14 protein-coding genes are annotated in these 16,410 nt (G+C 69.2%); 6 read left to right on the top strand and 8 right to left on the bottom strand.

Translation table 11 applies throughout. The annotated features are described in order from the left end of the window. Positions 1-83 precede the first annotated feature (83 nt). Both U4012_RS31445 and U4012_RS31440 read left to right on the top strand, forming a co-directional pair. On the top strand, positions 84-1,502 hold the full coding sequence (locus U4012_RS31445) for an MFS transporter (protein ID WP_321803349.1): 1,419 nt from the start codon (positions 84-86) through the stop codon (positions 1,500-1,502). A gap of 328 nt (positions 1,503-1,830) precedes the next feature. Then, complete coding sequence (locus tag U4012_RS31440) at positions 1,831-3,192, top strand: hypothetical protein (protein ID WP_321803347.1); 1,362 nt, start codon at positions 1,831-1,833, stop codon at positions 3,190-3,192. Between the two features lie 120 nt (positions 3,193-3,312). On the opposite strand, the gene U4012_RS31435 is transcribed toward U4012_RS31440, so the two are convergent. The 3 genes from U4012_RS31435 to U4012_RS31425 form a co-directional block, all read right to left on the bottom strand. Continuing rightward, positions 3,313-3,759, bottom strand: coding sequence for a nuclear transport factor 2 family protein (locus tag U4012_RS31435; RefSeq protein ID WP_321803345.1), 447 nt, complete (start codon positions 3,757-3,759; stop codon positions 3,313-3,315). Positions 3,760-3,857: 98 nt separating this feature from the next. Next, positions 3,858-6,056 (bottom strand): penicillin-binding protein 1A, encoded by a 2,199-nt coding sequence (locus tag U4012_RS31430; protein ID WP_321803343.1) that lies wholly within the window; start codon positions 6,054-6,056, stop codon positions 3,858-3,860. A 97-nt stretch (positions 6,057-6,153) separates the two neighbouring features. Further along, on the bottom strand, positions 6,154-7,707 hold the full coding sequence (locus U4012_RS31425; RefSeq protein WP_321803341.1) for a PLP-dependent aminotransferase family protein: 1,554 nt from the start codon (positions 7,705-7,707) through the stop codon (positions 6,154-6,156). Between the two features lie 126 nt (positions 7,708-7,833). Here U4012_RS31425 and U4012_RS31420 point away from each other — a divergent pair, with 126 nt between their 5' ends. Then, entirely contained in the window at positions 7,834-8,472 is a 639-nt protein-coding gene (locus U4012_RS31420; protein WP_044847431.1) for an FMN-binding negative transcriptional regulator, read from the top strand. 49 nt (positions 8,473-8,521) lie between these two features. Here U4012_RS31420 and U4012_RS31415 read toward each other — a convergent pair whose 3' ends face one another. Next, complete coding sequence (locus tag U4012_RS31415) at positions 8,522-9,112, bottom strand: thioredoxin family protein (protein WP_321803338.1); 591 nt, start codon at positions 9,110-9,112, stop codon at positions 8,522-8,524. 227 nt (positions 9,113-9,339) lie between these two features. On the opposite strand from U4012_RS31415, the gene U4012_RS31410 reads away from it, so the two are divergent. Next, positions 9,340-10,080 (top strand): response regulator, encoded by a 741-nt coding sequence (locus U4012_RS31410; protein WP_044847429.1) that lies wholly within the window; start codon positions 9,340-9,342, stop codon positions 10,078-10,080. After that, positions 10,077-11,399, top strand: a complete 1,323-nt coding sequence (locus U4012_RS31405; RefSeq protein WP_044847428.1) for an ATP-binding protein — start codon at positions 10,077-10,079, stop codon at positions 11,397-11,399. The genes U4012_RS31410 and U4012_RS31405 overlap by 4 nt, the downstream gene beginning before the upstream one ends. A 61-nt stretch (positions 11,400-11,460) precedes the next feature. Here U4012_RS31405 and U4012_RS31400 read toward each other — a convergent pair whose 3' ends face one another. From U4012_RS31400 to U4012_RS31385, 4 genes are all read right to left on the bottom strand, one after another. Continuing rightward, positions 11,461-12,072, bottom strand: coding sequence for an alpha/beta fold hydrolase (locus U4012_RS31400; protein WP_321803335.1), 612 nt, complete (start codon positions 12,070-12,072; stop codon positions 11,461-11,463). A gap of 52 nt (positions 12,073-12,124) precedes the next feature. After that, positions 12,125-12,859, bottom strand: a complete 735-nt coding sequence (locus U4012_RS31395) for a metallophosphoesterase family protein (RefSeq protein WP_321803333.1) — start codon at positions 12,857-12,859, stop codon at positions 12,125-12,127. A gap of 99 nt (positions 12,860-12,958) precedes the next feature. Further along, complete coding sequence (locus U4012_RS31390) at positions 12,959-13,495, bottom strand: GNAT family protein (protein WP_321803331.1); 537 nt, start codon at positions 13,493-13,495, stop codon at positions 12,959-12,961. Positions 13,496-13,690: 195 nt separating this feature from the next. Beyond that, positions 13,691-14,323 carry a LysE family translocator gene (locus U4012_RS31385; RefSeq protein WP_124529968.1) on the bottom strand — a complete coding sequence of 211 codons (633 nt, stop codon included), beginning with the start codon at positions 14,321-14,323 and terminating at the stop codon, positions 13,691-13,693. A 317-nt stretch (positions 14,324-14,640) separates the two neighbouring features. On the opposite strand from U4012_RS31385, the gene U4012_RS31380 reads away from it, so the two are divergent. Next, the gene (locus U4012_RS31380) at positions 14,641-15,834 is read left to right on the top strand and encodes a porin (protein WP_044847424.1); all 1,194 of its coding nucleotides are present in this window, start codon (positions 14,641-14,643) and stop codon (positions 15,832-15,834) included. Positions 15,835-16,410 lie beyond the last annotated feature (576 nt).

Raw genomic sequence — 16,410 nt, 5'->3', positions numbered from 1 at the left:
CAATGCGACGAATCGCCCGACGGCGGCCGGGCCGATCGGCCGCCGGACAACAACACACGACACGATCAGGAGACACGACCCAGATGGTCTCAACGGACAGCTTTCCCCAGGCAGCCACCTCGTCCTCTTCCATCGACGCCGGCTCGATTTCAGCCCGCCTCGACCGCCTGCCGCCGACCCGCAGCGTCTGGAAGCTCGTCGTGCTGCTGAGCCTCGGCTTCTTCTTCGAACTCTACGATCTGCTGTACAGCGGCTACGTTGCGCCGGGCCTCGTGAAAAGCGGGATCCTGTCCGCGACGACGCACGGCCTGTTCGGCACCACGGGCGTCGCGAGCTTCATCGCCGCGCTGTTCTCCGGCCTCTTCATCGGCACGATCGCATGCGGCTTCCTCGCGGACCGCTTCGGCCGCCGCGCGATCTTCACGTGGTCGCTGCTGTGGTACACGGCCGCCAACGTCGTGATGGCGTTCCAGGACACGGCTGGCGGGCTGAACTTCTGGCGTTTCGTCGTCGGTCTCGGGCTCGGCGTCGAGATGGTGACGATCGGCACGTACATCTCCGAACTCGTGCCGAAGCAGATCCGCGGCCGCGCGTTCGCGTGCGAGCAGGCGGTCGGGTTCGTCGCGGTGCCGGTGGTCGCGTTCCTCGCGTACCTGCTCGTGCCGCACGCACCGTTCGGCCTCGACGGCTGGCGCTGGGTCGTGCTGATCGGCGCGCACGGCGCGCTGTTCGTGTGGTGGATTCGCCGCGCGCTGCCGGAGAGCCCGCGCTGGCTCGCGCAGCAGGGCCGCGTCGACGAAGCCGACCGCATCATGCGCGCGCTCGAGGCGAAGGTCGAAGCCGAATACGGCCGGCCGCTGCCGCCGCCGGCGCCCTCCGAGCCGGTGCCGCCGCGCGGCAGCTTCCGCGACATGTGGGTGCCGCCGTATCGCAGCCGCACGATCATGATGACGATCTTCAACGTGTTCCAGACGGTCGGCTTCTACGGCTTCGCGAACTGGGTGCCGACGCTGCTGATCAAGCAGGGCATCACGATCACGTCGAGTCTCATGTATTCGAGCGTGATCGCGCTCGCGGCGCCGCTCGGCCCGCTGATCGGCCTCGTGATCGCCGACCGCTTCGAGCGCAAGTCGGTGATCGTCGCGATGGCGGCGGCGATCGTCGTCTGCGGGCTGCTGTTCAGCCAGACGACGGTGGGCGCGTTCCTGATCGTGCTCGGCATCGGCCTCACGCTCGCGAGCAACATCATGTCGTATAGCTTCCACGCGTATCAGGCCGAGCTGTTCCCGACGTCGATCCGCGCGCGCGCGGTGGGCTTCGTCTACTCGTGGAGCCGCTTCTCGGCGATCTTCTCGTCGTTCGTGATCGCGGCCGTGCTGAAGGGTTTCGGCACGTTCGGCGTGTTCGCGTTCATCGCCGGCGCGATGGTGATCGTGATGGCCGCGATCGGGTTCATGGGGCCGCGCACCAAAGGCATCGCGCTCGAAACCATTTCGAAGTAGACGGGGGTTGCGCGCTCGCGTGCCGTATGCCGCACGCGCGTGAATTTCCGGGCGTTTCGTGTTGCCGGACACGCCCGGCGAAGCAACCTGCCATGCAGCGGCGCATCAAGCGGCAATGAGTTGAAACAAAGTGTGACGAAGCGCAAAACCGCGGCGAAACCGGGGAAGCGGCCCTGCCGATTCGTGTCCGCGCGGGTAGAATGAAAGACCTGACGACTCATTAGCCGCCATTGGACCGAACGCGTTGTACTGCGAACGACTCCACCGCGAAGAGGCGTCGGCGCCGGGCACATGCGTGCGGCCGGCGTGTCGATGGCTCGCGCGGGAGATGCGCCGTTCGCAACGTGCGGCGGCCGGTTCGGCCGATGGCTTCGATCGCATGATGCTCTCCGACCTGACGCGGCGGTTGTACAAGCCGCGTTGCCGTACCCTCGCGGTCGCCACGCATGTGTGGCTCGCGGCCGTTCTCCCGATCTCCGTGCTTGTCGCGCGGCCCGCCTTTGCCGCGTCCGACGTGCCGTCGGCAACTGCTATGTCATCCTCATCAACGGCTTCGGCCGCGCATTCGGCTTCGTCGGCGCATGGGTCGTCGGGAGTCGCGCCGTCGTCCGCGGCTTCGGCCGCGCGTTCGGCTTCGCCGGCGCATGGGTCGTCGGGCGTCGCGTCGTCATCCACGGCTTCGGCCGCGCATCCGGCTTCGCCGGCGCATGTGTCGTCCGGAGTCGCTCCGTCATCCGCGGCATCCGCCGCGCATCATGCGTCGCCTGCCAGCGGGGCATCCCCGGCTTCCGCCGCATCGGCAGCATCGGAGGCATCGCCTGCATCGGCAGCATCCGGCACGCCGGCAAGCGAAGCCGAAGCACCCGCACCGACGCCGCCGCGCCGGCACCCGCCGCTGTCGGCCGACGAAGCGAAGAGCGCAACCGCGCGTGCGATCGACATGCGCAAGCGCTTCACGCAGGAAGTCACGCGACGCCTGAACGTGCCCGCGAACGAGCAGCGCGCGTATGGCGTCCGCCTTCAGCAGGCGCTCGCCGATGCGGATCTCGGCGACCTGGCCGGCGAATATGTCGCGATCGTCGACCGCGCGCCGAACGTGCAGGCGCTGTTCATCTACTTCCGCGCGACGCCGACCAATGCGTGGCTGATGATCGGCGCGTCGCCGGTCGGCACCGGCTGGCCCGGAAAATACGATCACTTCCTGACGCCGCTCGGCGTGTTCCACCACTCGCCCGACAACATGGATTTCCGCGCGGAAGGCACGACGAACGACAACGGTATTCGCGGCTACGGCAAGCGCGACATGCGCATCTACGACTTCGGCTGGGTGGACGGCGAGCGCGGCTGGGGCAAGGGCGGCAAGTCGCCGATGCGCTTCCAGATGCACGCGACCGATCCCGATCGCCTCGAGCCGCTGCTCGGCATCCGGCACTCGAAAGGCTGCGTGCGGATTCCTGCTTCGCTGAACGCGTTCCTGGACCAGCACGGCATCCTCGACGACGACTACGAGGCGCGCGTCGAGGACGGCAAGTCGTTGTGGGTGCTGCGCCGCGATCGCGACGTCACGCCGATCGCCGGGCGCTACCTGGTCGTGATCGACAGCGCGCGCAAGACGCGTCCGGCATGGTCGCCGGCGCCGGGACGCAACGCATGGTCGAAGCTGCCGAAGAGCGGCGACACGGCGGACTGACGACAGCCGGTCCGCCGGCGCGACGAAGGCCGCGCGGCGTGGGCGCCGGAGTTCGACGCACTGGCCGCGACGCTCGCGGCGGCCTGAGCGCGTTGTCGGCCGCGTTCGCCGGCCGGCGCGTCAAGCGGCCGGCGCATCGTTCAGGTGGCGACGCAGGTCGCCCGCGAAATCGAACAGCGTGTAGTCGCGGAACGCGAAACGCCATGCGCCGTCGACGCGCTCGAACGCGTCGTGATAGCGGCCCGCCGCGATCGGCTGCAGCGCGAGGCCGTCGACGGCCTGCAGCACCGTGTAGTACGAGCGAGCCGTCGCGCGATGCGCGGCTTCGTCGATCTCGATGAGCGGATTCGTGATTACATGCTTCGTGCGCGGCGTGCCGCACGCGTAGCGCTTCACGCGCGCGTCGAACAGCGCGAGCAATTCATCGGCGCCGATCGTCGGCGCCGCTTCCTCGACCTTGATCCGCGCATGCCGGAACAGCGCCGCCATCCCCGGCAGGTCACCGGCGTCGAGCAGCTCCGCGTAGCGGTACAGCAGGTTCGCAATTTGGACAGCGCTGTGGGTCATGCGGCCTCCGGCATCGATGGACGGGTTGCGTCGATGATCCGCGGTGTGGGCCGGGATCGCTTCGTCCGGGTGGACGAAGCGTCTTAGTCGTGCCGCGCTCAGCGGAAAATCTTCAGCCAGTCGAACAGGCCCGGATGCGGACGCCGCCTCGGTGCCGGCGCCGGCGCGCTGCGCGGCCGGAAGTCGGGCGAGAACTGCACATGCGGGTCGATCGCACGCGCACGCAGCGCCGCATCGTAGAACGAGCCGACGATCGGCAGCGCGCTGTGCGCGCCTGCCCCCCAATAGTCGCTGCGCAGCGTCACGTTGCCGTCGTCGAAGCCGACCCACGCGCCGGCCACCAGTTGCGGATGCATCAGGATGAACCAGCCGTCCGTGTTGTCCTGCGTCGTGCCGGTCTTGCCCGCGACGTCGATGCGAATCCCGTAGCGCGAGCGGATGTCGGCACCAGTCCCGTAATCGACGACGCCACGCATCACGTCGACTAGCGTCTGTGCCGCGGCCACCGGCATCGCGCGTTCGGGCAGCGCGCTGCCGAACGCGGCGAGCACCTTGCCGTCGCGATCCTCGATGCGCGTGATCATCTGCGGCGCGACGTACACGCCGCGGTTCGCGATCGTCCCGTACGCGGACACCATTTCCTTCAGCGTGACGGGGCTCGTACCGAGCGCGAGCGACGGCACCGCGTCGAGCGGGCTTTCGCGCACGCCCATCGCACGTGCGAGCTGTGCGACCCTGGCCGCGCCTTCGCGCTGCATCACCTGCGCGGTGATGCGATTGCGCGACAGGGCGAGCGCGTCGCGCAGGGTCATCGGCGCGTCCGTCGGCGGTTCGGCATCGGTCGGGCGCCACACCGCGTGCGCGCCGATCGGGATCGCCACCGGGCGATCGACGAACGTATCGTCCGGCCGCATGCCGTCCGCGAACGCGGCGCCATAGACGAACGGCTTGAATGTCGAGCCCGGCTGGCGCCGCGCCTGCACGACGTGGTCGAACGGCTCGTTGCCGAAATCGGGGCTGCCGACCCACGCGCGAATCGCGCCGTTGCGCGGATCGAGCGCGACGAAGCCGGCCTGTACCTGCGTCTTGCGCTCGCACAACGCGCGCACGAACGCGCGATTCGCGCCGAGCTGCTTCAGCGCGGCCGCGTCGGCGAGCCCGGCGGCGCGCGCGTCGCGATAGTCGGGCGTCTGCCGGATGAAGCCGCGGAACAGGTCGTTGCGCAGCCCGCAGCCGGACGGGTTGTGCCACGCGTCATCGGCGATCGCCTGCAGGCGATCGGTTTGCTGCGTCAGCGCTTGCGTCGCCATGTCCTGCAGCTGCGCATCGAGCGTCGTGCGCACGACGAGGCCGTCCGAGTAGAGGTCGTAGTTGTTGCGGTCGGCCCAGGCGATCAGCCACTTGCGCAGCTGCACCGCGAAGTGCGGGGCCGGGCCGGGTTGCGCGGTCTGCGGCTCGAAGTCGACGCGCAGCGGGCGGCGCTGCAGTTGCGCGAGCTGCCGCGGCGACAGCATGCCCATCGCGGCCATCCGCGCGAGCACGATGTTGCGGCGCTGGACCGCGCGCTCCGGATTCAGCACCGGGTTGTAGTAGCTGTTGCCCTTCAGCATCCCGACGAGCGTCGCGCTTTCGACGATGTCGAGCTGGTCCGCCGATTTGCCGAAATAGGTGCGCGCGGCCATTTCGACGCCGTACGCGTTGTACAGGAACGGCACGGTGTTCAGGTAAGTCTCGAGAATCTCGTCCTTGCTATACACCGCCTCGATCTTGAACGCGGTAATCAGCTCCTTCACCTTGCGCGTGAGCGTCGGCGCGCGGCCGACTTCGTCCGGATACAGGTTGCGGGCGAGCTGCTGCGTGATCGTCGAGCCGCCCTGGCGGCTGCCCGAGAATGTATGCAGCCCGGCCGCGAGCGTGCGGCGCCAGTCGATGCCGTGATGCGCGTAGAAGCGGTGGTCCTCGGTCGCGATCAGCGCGTCGACCATGTGCGGCGAGATCTGCTTGAGCGGCACCCATTCGCGGTTCACGGGCCGGAACTCGGCGATCAGCTGGCCGTCGGCCGACAGCACGCGCGCCGGACGGTCGATGCGCGCCTTGCGGATGTCGCCGATGCTCGGCGTGAACGGCACGAACGCGAGCAGGACCAGCAGGCCGAGCACGGGGATTGCGGCGAGCGTCAGCGCGACGCCGCGGCGCGTCGGATGGCGCAGGCGATGCCACGCGCCGGCGCCGAGCGCGCGTGCGCCGGTACGGCAGCGAAGCCACAGATCTCGAAGATACGGCACGAAGCGATTCACGGCGGCAGGAGCGCGAGCGGAAAAGGCGCGATCCTAGCAAACCGTGCAGCGTCACCTGTGGCCAAAACGCCGGTTTTCCTGCAGGCGTTACAGACGATTACGTTTGTTGCCCGCGGACAACTTTTGGTCGCATGCGTCGCCGCGATTCCTCCGACGAATCGACGCCGGCCGCTTCGCCGACCACGTCCGCGAGCCGCTGCGCGGCCGCTTCCATCCGTGCGCGATCGAACCCGCCGAAGCCGAGCACGAGGCCGGGACGCGCGGTGCCCGGCGCGAACATCGGCGACACCGCGCGCACCGCCACGCCCGCCTGCGCGGCGCGCGCCACCACGTCGAGATCGTCGATCCCGTCCGCGAGCCACAGCACGACGTGCATCCCCTGATCGCCCGGCTGCACCCAGGCGCGCTCGCGCGGCAGCCGCGCGCCGAGCGTGTCGATCAGCAGCGCGCGCTGTTCCGCGTAGACGCCGCGCACGCGGCGGATGTGGCGGTCGAGATGGCCTTCCGCGATGAAGGCGGCGAGCACGTGCTGATCGGCGGTCGGCGCGTGGCGATCCATCAGCACGCGCGCGCCGCAGAACGCGGGCACGAGCTCGGCGGGCGCGATCACGTAGCCGAGCCGCAGCGACGGGAACAGGATCTTGCTGAACGTGCCGAGATAGATCACGTGTTCCGGATCCAGGCCTTGCAGCGACGGGAACGGATAGCCTTCGTAGCGCAGCTCGCTGTCGTAGTCGTCCTCGACCACCCATGCGCGATGTGCGCGCGCCCAGCCGAGCAGCGCGTTGCGGCGCGCCATGCTCATCGGCATCCCGAGCGGATACTGGTGCGACGGCGTGACGAACGCCGCGCGCGCGTCCGGCGCGAGACGGATGCCGGCCTCGACGTCGATGCCGTCCGCGTCGACCGGCACGCGGACCATCGCGTCGCGCCGCCCGGTGCTCTCGAGCAGCGCGGTGATGCCGCGATAGGCGGGATTCTCGACCCACGCGCGATCGTTCGGGCAGAGCAGGATCTGGCTCGCGAGGTGCAGGCCCTGTTGCGTGCCGCTCGTGATGACGACCTGCTCGGCGCTGCAGCGCACCGAGCGCGAGCGGCGCACGTAATCGGCGATCGCTTCGCGCAGCGGCAGCGCGCCTTGCGGATCCGCATAACCGGACGGCGCGCCGGCGCCGCGGGCGCGCAGGCGGTTGCCGAGCCGGCGCCAGATGTCGTCGGGCGCGGTGAGCCCGACCGGCACCGAGATCGCGAACGGCGCGGCCGGCAGCGGACGGAATTCGCGGGCGATCCGTGCAAACGTCGCGGCCGGTTCGGGCAGGCCGGCATGGGCGGCGCGCTGGCGGGCGGCGGGCGGTGCGCCAGCCGGCGGCGACGGCTCGGCCAGCGCGTTCGCGACCCGCGTGCCGGCGCCGCCGCGCGACTCCAGGAAGCCTTCGGCGACGAGTTGCGCATACGCGTCGACGACGGTCCCGCGCGCGACCTGGAGCGACGCCGCGAGCAGCCGCGTGGACGGCAGCGTGTCGCCGGGCCGCGCGTCGCCGCGGCGCACTGCGTCCCGCAACGCCTGCGCGAGCTGGCGGCTCAGGTCGCCGGCCGCGCGGTCGAGCGCGCCGAGCGACGGAATTTCGACGATCCGGGCGGTCCTGGCCATGATTCTGGTCTGCTGAAAATGTTCTAAACCGGCTCTACAGCATAAACCAGTTAGCGATCACAATCGGGGCATGACGGGCCGGTTCCGACCCGTTCCCTCCCAACCCTGTCCGACCGTGGAGCCGCCATGTATGTCCCCGCCGATTTCGCCGAATCCCGTCCCGACGTGCTGCGCGAACTGATCGTCCAGCATCCGTTCGGCACCCTCGTCACGCGCGGGAACAGCGGGCTCGACGCGAACCACCTTCCGTTCGAACTGCTGCCGGGCGACGGCGGCCTCGGCGAACTGCATGCGCACGTCGCGCGCGCGAATCCGCTCTGGCAGGACGTCGCGGACGGCGACGAGGTGCTCGTGATCTTCCGCGCCGGCGACGCGTACATCTCGCCGAACTGGTATCCGAGCAAGCACGTCGCGCATCGGCAGGTGCCGACGTGGAATTACGTGGTCGTGCATGCGCACGGCCGGATCACCGTGCGCGACGACGAGAAGTTCGTGCGCGGCGTGGTCGCGCGGCTGACGCGCACGCACGAGGCGTCGCAGCCGGCGCCGTGGAAGATGGCCGACGCGCCGAAGGACTATCTCGACACGATGCTGCAGTCGATCGTCGGGCTGCAGATCGAGATCACGCGGCTCGTCGGCAAGCGCAAGCTCGGGCAGAACAAGGCGGTCGACGACATTCGCGGCGCGGGCGACGCGCTGATCGCGGACGGGAATCTCGCGATCGGGGAGGCGATGCTGGCGGAAGCCGACGCGAAGCGCGGGTGAGTCACGGTGAATCGCACGGGGGCGCATGTCGCGCCCCCGCCGGCGCACGCTACTGCGTACGCGTCGCGCCCTTCGTCCCCATCGTTCCTTCTGCCGCCTGCGCCAGCGCCCCCCGAATCGCCGCTTCCGTCTTGTCATACCCGCCCTCGCCATACCGCGTATAGACGACCTTGCCGTTCGCGTCGATCAGGTACAGCGCGGGCCAGTACTGGTTGCCGTACGCGCGCCACGTGTCGTAGCGGTTGTCCTGCGCGACCGGATACTGGATGCCGAAGCGCCTGACCGCATCGGCGACGTTCTTCGCATCGCGTTCGAACGGATACTCGGGCGTATGCACGCCGACCACGACGAGCCCCTGGTCGCGATACTTCCGGTACCAGTCGTTCACGTACGGAATCGTATGAATGCAGTTGATGCACGAGTACGTCCAGAAATCGACCAGCACGACCTTGCCGCGCAGCTGGTCGAGCTTGAGCGGCGCGCTGTTGTGCCAGCGCTCGATGCCGGTGAAGTCGGGCGCCGGCGTGCCGGCCAGCGAGGCGGGCATGCCCGCGTCGTCGCGGGTGCCGGCGAACGCGGCGAGCCCGGCCGTGGCGGCGAGGGCGATCACGAGGGCGGCGGTCTTGAGTCTGGTCGGCATGGCGGTTCTCCGGTTCGGCCGGCCGCCGCGCGGGGGCGGCGGCCGGACAGGTTTCGACAGCCCTCATTGGGCCGCGCCGACGTATCTGCGATGTGTCCGGCAAGCCGCGCGTGTGCAATGTTGTGTGTCGTCACGGCGGCGCGATACATTGGGATACAAACGGGTGCCCGCGGTGGGGTATAAAAGCGGACATCGCCAGCCGGAACATCACGCCAACGACACCGCCCATGGACAAGATCGACCACGTACTGATCGTCGACGACGATCGCGCGATCCGCGAACTGATCGCGGACTACCTGGAGAAGAACGGCATGCGCGTGTCGCTCGCCGCGAACGGCCGCGAGATGCGCAACGCGCTCGACGACGGCGCGCCCGACCTGATCGTGCTCGACCTGATGATGCCCGGCGAGGACGGCCTCACGCTGTGCCGCGATCTGCGCGCGGGCAAGTTCCGGACGGTGCCGGTGCTGATGCTGACCGCGCGTGGCGAGGAAACCGACCGCATCATCGGTCTGGAGATGGGCGCCGACGACTATCTCGCGAAGCCGTTCGCGGTGCGCGAGCTGCTCGCGCGGATCCGCTCGGTGCTGCGCCGCGCGCGCATGCTGCCGCCCGGCATGCAGGTGACGGAGTCGGCCGCGATGCTCGCGTTCGGCGAATGGCGGCTCGACACGACGGGGCGTCACCTGCTCGACGCCGAAGGCACGCTGGTCGCGTTGAGCGGCGCCGAATACCGGCTGTTGCGCGTGTTCCTCGACAATCCGCAGCGCGTGCTGACGCGCGACCAGTTGCTCAACCTCACGCAGGGCCGGCAGTCCGATCCGTTCGACCGGTCGATCGACCTGCTCGTGAGCCGGCTGCGCCAGCGCCTGCGCGACGGCGCGCGCGAGCCGCGCTACATCAAGACGCTGCGCAACGAGGGCTACGTGTTCTCGTCGGCGGTGACCGCGGTCGAAGGCGACGCATGAGCGCGCGCACCCCGTGGCACTGGCCGCGCTCGCTGTTCGCGCGGCTCGCGCTGATCCTGTGCGTGGGCCTCGCGCTCGCGCAGACGCTGTCGTTCTGGCTCACGGTCACCGAGCGCGACCAGGCGACCACCAACCTGATGATGGGCTACATCGAACGCGAGGTCGCGAGTTCGGTCGCGCTGCTCGATCACCTGCCGCCCGACCAGCGTGCCGCGTGGCTGCCGCGTCTCGCACGGCGCAGCTACGCGTTCATCCTCGGGCCCGGCGAGACGGGCACGCCGCCGGAGGCGCGGCTCTCGGCGCGCGTCGAGCGCTCGATCTCGGACGGCATCGGCGGCGACTATCCGCTGACGGCGAACGCGATCCCCGGCGATCGCGAACATCTGCAGGTGCATCTGCGCCTGACCGACGGCTCGCCGCTGACGATCGACATCCACCCGATGTCCACGGTGCCGCTGTCGGGCTGGCTGCCGGTCGTGCTCGCGCTGCAGCTCGCGGTGCTGGCCGCGTGCTGCTGGCTCGCGGTGCGGCTCGCGACGCGGCCGCTGAAGCAGCTCGCGCAGGCGGCCGACGCGCTCGGCCCCGACCTGAAGGGCGAACGCCTGAACGAGGACGGGCCGTCCGAAGTCGCGCGTGCCGCGCGCGCGTTCAACGCGATGCAGGACCGCATCGCGCAGTACATGGCCGAGCGCATGCAGATCCTCGCGTCGATCTCGCACGACCTGCAGACGCCGATCACGCGGATGCGGCTGCGCGTCGACGTGATGGACGACGACGCGCAGGGCGCGAAGCTGCGCCAGGACCTGCTCGAGATGGAGCATCTGGTGAAGGAAGGCGTCGCGTATGCGCGCACGCTGCACGGCACGGAAGAGGCCGCGCGCCGCATCGATCTCGATGCGCTGCTCGACAGCATCGTGTGCGACTACACGGATGCGGGGCAGGACGTCGCGCTGCATGGCGGCGGCCCGCTCGCGCTCGTCACGCGGCCGAAGGCGCTGCGCCGGATCGTCGGCAACCTCGTCGACAACGCGCTGAAGTTCGCGGGCGCGGCCGAGATCGACGTGCAGGCGGCGCCGGGCGGCGGCGCGGTCATCGCGGTGCTCGATCGCGGGCCGGGCATTCCGGACGATCAGCTCGACGCGGTGTTCGAACCGTTCCGGCGCGTGGAGACGTCGCGCAATCGCGAGACGGGCGGCACGGGGCTCGGCCTCGCGATCGCGCGGCAGCTTGCGCTCGCGATGGGCGGCACGCTCACGTTGCGCAACCGGCCGGACGGCGGTGGGCTCGAAGCGCGGTTGACGCTGGTGAACGCGACCTGACGCGACGCCGTGTAATGCGGCGTCGAGCGCGTCGCGGGCTTCGGGGTCGAAGCGGGCTGCGTTACACGCGCTGCAGATGCGCGTCGACGAGCGGCGCGAGCGTTTCGGCATGCACGGCCGCGAGATCGTGCCGGGCGCCCGGCACCACGTGCAGCCGTGCATCGGGCAGCCGTTCGAGCAGGCGTTTGCCTGCCGCGACCGGGCTGATCGGATCGTCGTCGCCCCACAGCAGCAGCGTCGGCTGCGCGATGCGGCCGATGCCCTGCGACAGGTCGGCGCGCAACGTCAGGAACCAGTCGGGCAATTGCGGGTTCGCTTGCGCGAAGCCGGCGCGCCAGTCCTGCGCGCCGAGCCCCTGCATGTCGAGGCCGCCCGACGTGACCGTCAGCACCAGGTGCGTGACGAGCGGCGCACGTTCGAGTGCCGCGCGCATCGCGATCACGCCGCCCATCGATTGCGCGATCACGGCGGTCGGCCGGTCGATCGCGCTCAGCACATGGCGCACGAGACCGTCGAAGTCGTCGACGGCCGGATCGCGCGGCGTGTCGCCGAAGCCCGGATAGCCGACGATCCGACGCTCGGCCGGATGCGCGAGGCGGCTCGCGAGCGGTTGCCAGAAGGCGGTGCTGCCCGATGCGCCGGGCAGGAACAGCAGTTGTGACGGAACGGGCATGACGGATCGGCTTTCTGGTGAAGGAAGCGGGTGAATGGAAGGCGGCGATGCGTCAGCACCGGCCGGTGCGCAGCGCGACGCTCCAGTCGTCGCGGCCGCGCGATGCCGCGGTGGCGGCGGCCGTATGCCAGTCGTATTCGACCGCATGGAATTCGGCGTGCCAGCCGGCCGGCGTGCGCGACACCATCGCGTAGCGCGCATGCGGCGAACCCGTTTCGATCCGGTGCGGGTGCGGTAGATCGTCCGCGTACGCCTGCAGCCCGACGCTGCCGGGGTTGACGATGAGCCGGCCGTCGTCGAGTTTCGCGAGGCGCGGCACATGCGTATGGCCGCACAGAATCAGCGAGGCCGTCTCGTCGCCCGCGCGCTGCGCGATTTCATCGGGCGTCGCCGCGCGGCAGCCGTCGGGCGTGACCGTTTCGAGGAAGTAGACGAGGTCGCTGGCAGGCGTGCCGTGCACCATCAGCACATCGTCGCCGAGCGTCAGGCGCTCGGGCAGCGCGGCGATCCATGCGCGATGGTCGTCGCGCAGCGTGTCGTGCGCCCAGCGGTCGGACAGCCGCATCGTGTCGCGATCACCGGTCAGCAGTTGCCGTTCGTGATTGCCCTTGATGGTCGGCAGGTCGAGCGCGATCAGGCGGTCGGCCGTTGCGGCAGGATGGAGCGCGCCCGACACGATGTCGCCGAGGTTGACGATCACGTCGGCGCCGCGGCGGCGCACGTCGTCGAGCACCGCGTCGAGCGCGGCGAGGTTGCCGTGGATGTCGGACAGCGCGGCGATTTTCATGGCGAAGGAGTCGAAGCGGGGAACGGCGATTGTCGCGAATTCGCCGCGGGTCGTCCATTCGCGTCGACGGCGTGCGGATCGGCGCGTCGCGTCGGCCCGTCAGTCGGTCGCGAGGCGCGCGTACAGCGCGAAATCGCCCGGCGCGCCGCGCACCATCCGGTATGCGCGCAGCAATCCTTCGTACCGGTAGCCGCATTTCTGCAGCACGCGCGCGGAGCCGGCATTGCTGGTCAGCACGACGCCCTGGATCCGCATGAAGCCGCCTTCGGCGAACGCCCACGCGGTGACGCTCGCGCACAGCGCGCTCGCGATGCCGCGCCCCCAGTGCGACGGCGCGAGGTCGTACGCGATCTCGGCCGAGCGGTTCGCGGTGGATACCGTATGCAGCCCGATGGTCCCGGCGAGCGCGCCCGACGCGTCGTCGACGATCGCGAGGCGGCGGATCGAATCCGGATGAGCCGATTCGATGCCGTCGAACAGCGGCAGCAGATCGTCGCGCGCATGCAGGTTCCAGCTCGTGTGGCGGACGACGTCGGGATTCGACAGGTACGCGAACCACGTATCGAGATCCGCGCGGTCGAGCTGGCGGAGCGACAGGCCGGGGAAACCGGAGCGGGGAGGGACATCGATTCTCATCGCGAGCCTGTTGAGACCGTTGCGGGCAATGCGACCCGCGCGAACGGCGCTCCTGAAGCGCCCGAAGCGCCCGAAGCACCCGAAGCACGCGAAGCACCCGAAGCACCCGAAGCACCCGAAGCACCCGAAGCGCTCGAAGCGCTCGAAGCGCTCGAAGCGCTCGAAGCGCCCGAAGTGCCGCGCATGCCGATGCTCCTACGCAGCATGCCGCCGATACAGCGCGAGCGATCCCGCCAGCGCGAGCAGCATCGCACCGCACGTGCGTTCGAGCCACAGCGCGCCCGAGCGCTTCAGCAGCCGCATAGCGCGCGCGCCGAGCAGCGCGTAGCCGAACATTACGGCGCCGTCGAGCAGCGCGAACGTGACCGCGAGCGCGACGTATTGCGGCGCGAGCGGGGCGGCCGGATCGAGGAACTGCGGCAGGAACGCGGAGAAGAACAGATAGCCCTTCGGATTCGTCACCGCGGTCAGGAAGCTCTTCGCGAAGATCGACGCGTTGCGTTCGTACGCCGCGCCGCCATGCGCAACGGCGACGTCGAGCGAGCCCTTCGACGTGAGCAGCCGGATGCCGACGTACGCGAGATAGGCGGCGCCGAGCCATTTCACCACCGAGAACCAGAACGCCGAGGCCATCAGCAGCGCGCCGAGGCCGAGCGCGACCGCGACGATCAGCACGAAGTCGGACAGCATCGCGCCGGCGAAGCCGTAGGCCGCGCGGCGCACGCCGTAGCGCGAGCCGTTGGTCAGTGCGAGCAGCACGGTCGGGCCGGGCGTCGCGATCCCGACGAACGCGACGGCGGCGAAGATCAGCAGGGTCGATTGATGCATGCCGAAGACTCCCGGTGGAAGGCGGGTGCCCGATTATCGGGCGCGCGGCCTCGCGCTGTACAGGGACGTCCGCCGCGCGAACGATTATCTCGATTTTGGCAAGAAGCTGTTTTCATTATTGCGCTATCGACCGGAACCGGTTCCAACTACCATGGCGGCCGCGGCGGGCATGCTGGCCGCGACGTCGCGCGCGCGTTTCGCATGCGCGCGTTCCCGTGTGCGGACGCCGCCGGCCTCGCCATGCCGGTGGATCTCGCCGACCGCACGCGCTACTCGCATAGAACAACGGGTTCACCGCCCGGAGACGCTAAAAAACCATGAACAAGCAACTGATCGCAGCACCGCTGCTGCTCTCGCTCGCGGGCATCGCCTCCGCGCAAAGCTCCGTCACGCTGTACGGCATCGTCGATGCGGGCGTGACCTATCGCAGCAACGAACGGGTCGGCTCGCCGGGCGCCTATACCGGGCACTCGGACGTCGCCCTGACCACCGGCAACCTGTCCGGCAGCCGCTGGGGCATCAAGGGCGCCGAGGATCTCGGCGGCGGGATGCGCGCGCTGTTCGTGCTCGAGAACGGCTTCGACATCACCAACGGCACGTCGGGCCAGGGCGGCCGCCAGTTCGGCCGGCAGGCGTTCGTCGGCGTCGGCAGCGACCGCTACGGCACGGTCACGCTCGGTCGCCAGTACACGTCGCTCGACGACTTCGTGAGCCCGGTCGGCCCGTCGTCGTTCATCGGCGGCTTCGGCGCGCATCCGGGCGACATCGACGACCTCGACCAGACCGCGCGCGTCGACAGCTCGATCAAGTACACGAGCGCGAACTACGCGGGCTTCACGTTCGGCGCGCTGTACGGCTTCGGCAGCCAGCCGGGCAGCATGAAGCAGCGCAACACGTGGAGCGTCGGCGCGGCGTACGCGGCGGGGCCGCTGCGCGTGGGCGTCGGCTACGAGCGTTCGGACAACAGCAAGACGGGCGCGACCGACCCGACCGCCGGCAAGTGGCGGAGCACCGACGACGGCCTGTTCAACTCGTCGATCAACGAAGGCTATGCGAGCGCGCAGTCGCAGCAGATCATCGCGACCGGCGCGACGTACGACTTCGGCCCGGCCGTGGTCGGGGTGAACTACAGCAACGTGCAGTACCGCAGCGGTGCCCAGTCGCTGTTCAGCGGTCATGCGACGTTCAACGTCGCGGGCGTGTTCACGCGCTGGAACGTGCAGCCGCAGACGCAACTGTTCGCAGGCTACAGCTACACGCGCGGCAGCGACGTCGACGGCATCGACAACCGCGCGCAGTATCACAACGTCACGCTCGGTGCGGTTTACGACCTGTCGAAGCGCACCAGCGTGTACCTGCTCGGCGCGTACCAGCATGCGTCGGGCACGACGCTCGACGCGCTCGGCCGGCCGGTGGCGGCGACCGCATCGGTGTCGGACAAGGCGAACGGCCACTCGTCCGACTCGCGATCGCAGGCGATCGTCAGCCTCGGGCTGCGTCAGAAGTTCTGATGGCATGCGCAGCCAGTGGCCCACACTCGATGCGGGCCACCGGCTGCGCGACGTGTACCCAATCCTGTCGTATCCGGGCGGCTCGGACGGCGCGATGCCCGACGGCCCGCACCGGAGCGCATCGCCTTCACGTTCGGCCGGCGTGCGGCCTTCCCGGTTGACCTGCGGCCGTGTCTCCTTCCGCCGAATTCTCGGCACCTCTTCCGGGCTGCCTGCATCGGCAACGGCATTCCGTCGCGCATCTCTTATTTCACTTCTTCACGATTTCCCGGCAATACGGATGCGGCCCGCGCGTCCGGTGACGTGATGTCGCATGCACCGAACAATATTTTTTCTTTCATTTTAATTTCGATTTGTAATCATTGAATCGACTTGCCGGCAATGGGAATTCAATGCGCGTGAATCAGAAAAAATGACGTATTTGTATTGGGCGATTCGGAATAAAGTGCCGAAGACCGCGGATCGCGAGAGCGCTGCCTGGCGGGGATCCGCGGTGCGACTTCCGGATCGGTCCATCTTCAGTCAGCCGGCGTCGCGCGGTAAAGGAACGCAATGAACAATTCGACATGCAATTGA

The sequence above is a fragment of the Burkholderia sp. BCC1988 genome (assembly GCF_905339895.1).
Taxonomy (GTDB): domain Bacteria; phylum Pseudomonadota; class Gammaproteobacteria; order Burkholderiales; family Burkholderiaceae; genus Burkholderia.
This window is presented reverse-complemented; position numbering and strand designations above follow the sequence as displayed.

What these genes read in the sequence shown, in the direction of transcription:
- U4012_RS31445 (WP_321803349.1), top strand. Translation starts at nt 84, where the DNA reads ATGGTCTCAACGGACAGCTTTCCCCAGGCAGCCACCTCGTCCTCTTCC.
- U4012_RS31440 (WP_321803347.1), top strand. Translation starts at nt 1,831, where the DNA reads ATGCGCCGTTCGCAACGTGCGGCGGCCGGTTCGGCCGATGGCTTCGAT.
- U4012_RS31435 (WP_321803345.1), bottom strand. Translation starts at nt 3,759, where the DNA reads ATGACCCACAGCGCTGTCCAAATTGCGAACCTGCTGTACCGCTACGCG.
- U4012_RS31425 (WP_321803341.1), bottom strand. Translation starts at nt 7,707, where the DNA reads ATGGCCAGGACCGCCCGGATCGTCGAAATTCCGTCGCTCGGCGCGCTC.
- U4012_RS31420 (WP_044847431.1), top strand. Translation starts at nt 7,834, where the DNA reads ATGTATGTCCCCGCCGATTTCGCCGAATCCCGTCCCGACGTGCTGCGC.
- U4012_RS31415 (WP_321803338.1), bottom strand. Translation starts at nt 9,112, where the DNA reads ATGCCGACCAGACTCAAGACCGCCGCCCTCGTGATCGCCCTCGCCGCC.
- U4012_RS31410 (WP_044847429.1), top strand. Translation starts at nt 9,340, where the DNA reads ATGGACAAGATCGACCACGTACTGATCGTCGACGACGATCGCGCGATC.
- U4012_RS31405 (WP_044847428.1), top strand. Translation starts at nt 10,077, where the DNA reads ATGAGCGCGCGCACCCCGTGGCACTGGCCGCGCTCGCTGTTCGCGCGG.
- U4012_RS31400 (WP_321803335.1), bottom strand. Translation starts at nt 12,072, where the DNA reads ATGCCCGTTCCGTCACAACTGCTGTTCCTGCCCGGCGCATCGGGCAGC.
- U4012_RS31395 (WP_321803333.1), bottom strand. Translation starts at nt 12,859, where the DNA reads ATGAAAATCGCCGCGCTGTCCGACATCCACGGCAACCTCGCCGCGCTC.
- U4012_RS31390 (WP_321803331.1), bottom strand. Translation starts at nt 13,495, where the DNA reads ATGAGAATCGATGTCCCTCCCCGCTCCGGTTTCCCCGGCCTGTCGCTC.
- U4012_RS31385 (WP_124529968.1), bottom strand. Translation starts at nt 14,323, where the DNA reads ATGCATCAATCGACCCTGCTGATCTTCGCCGCCGTCGCGTTCGTCGGG.
- U4012_RS31380 (WP_044847424.1), top strand. Translation starts at nt 14,641, where the DNA reads ATGAACAAGCAACTGATCGCAGCACCGCTGCTGCTCTCGCTCGCGGGC.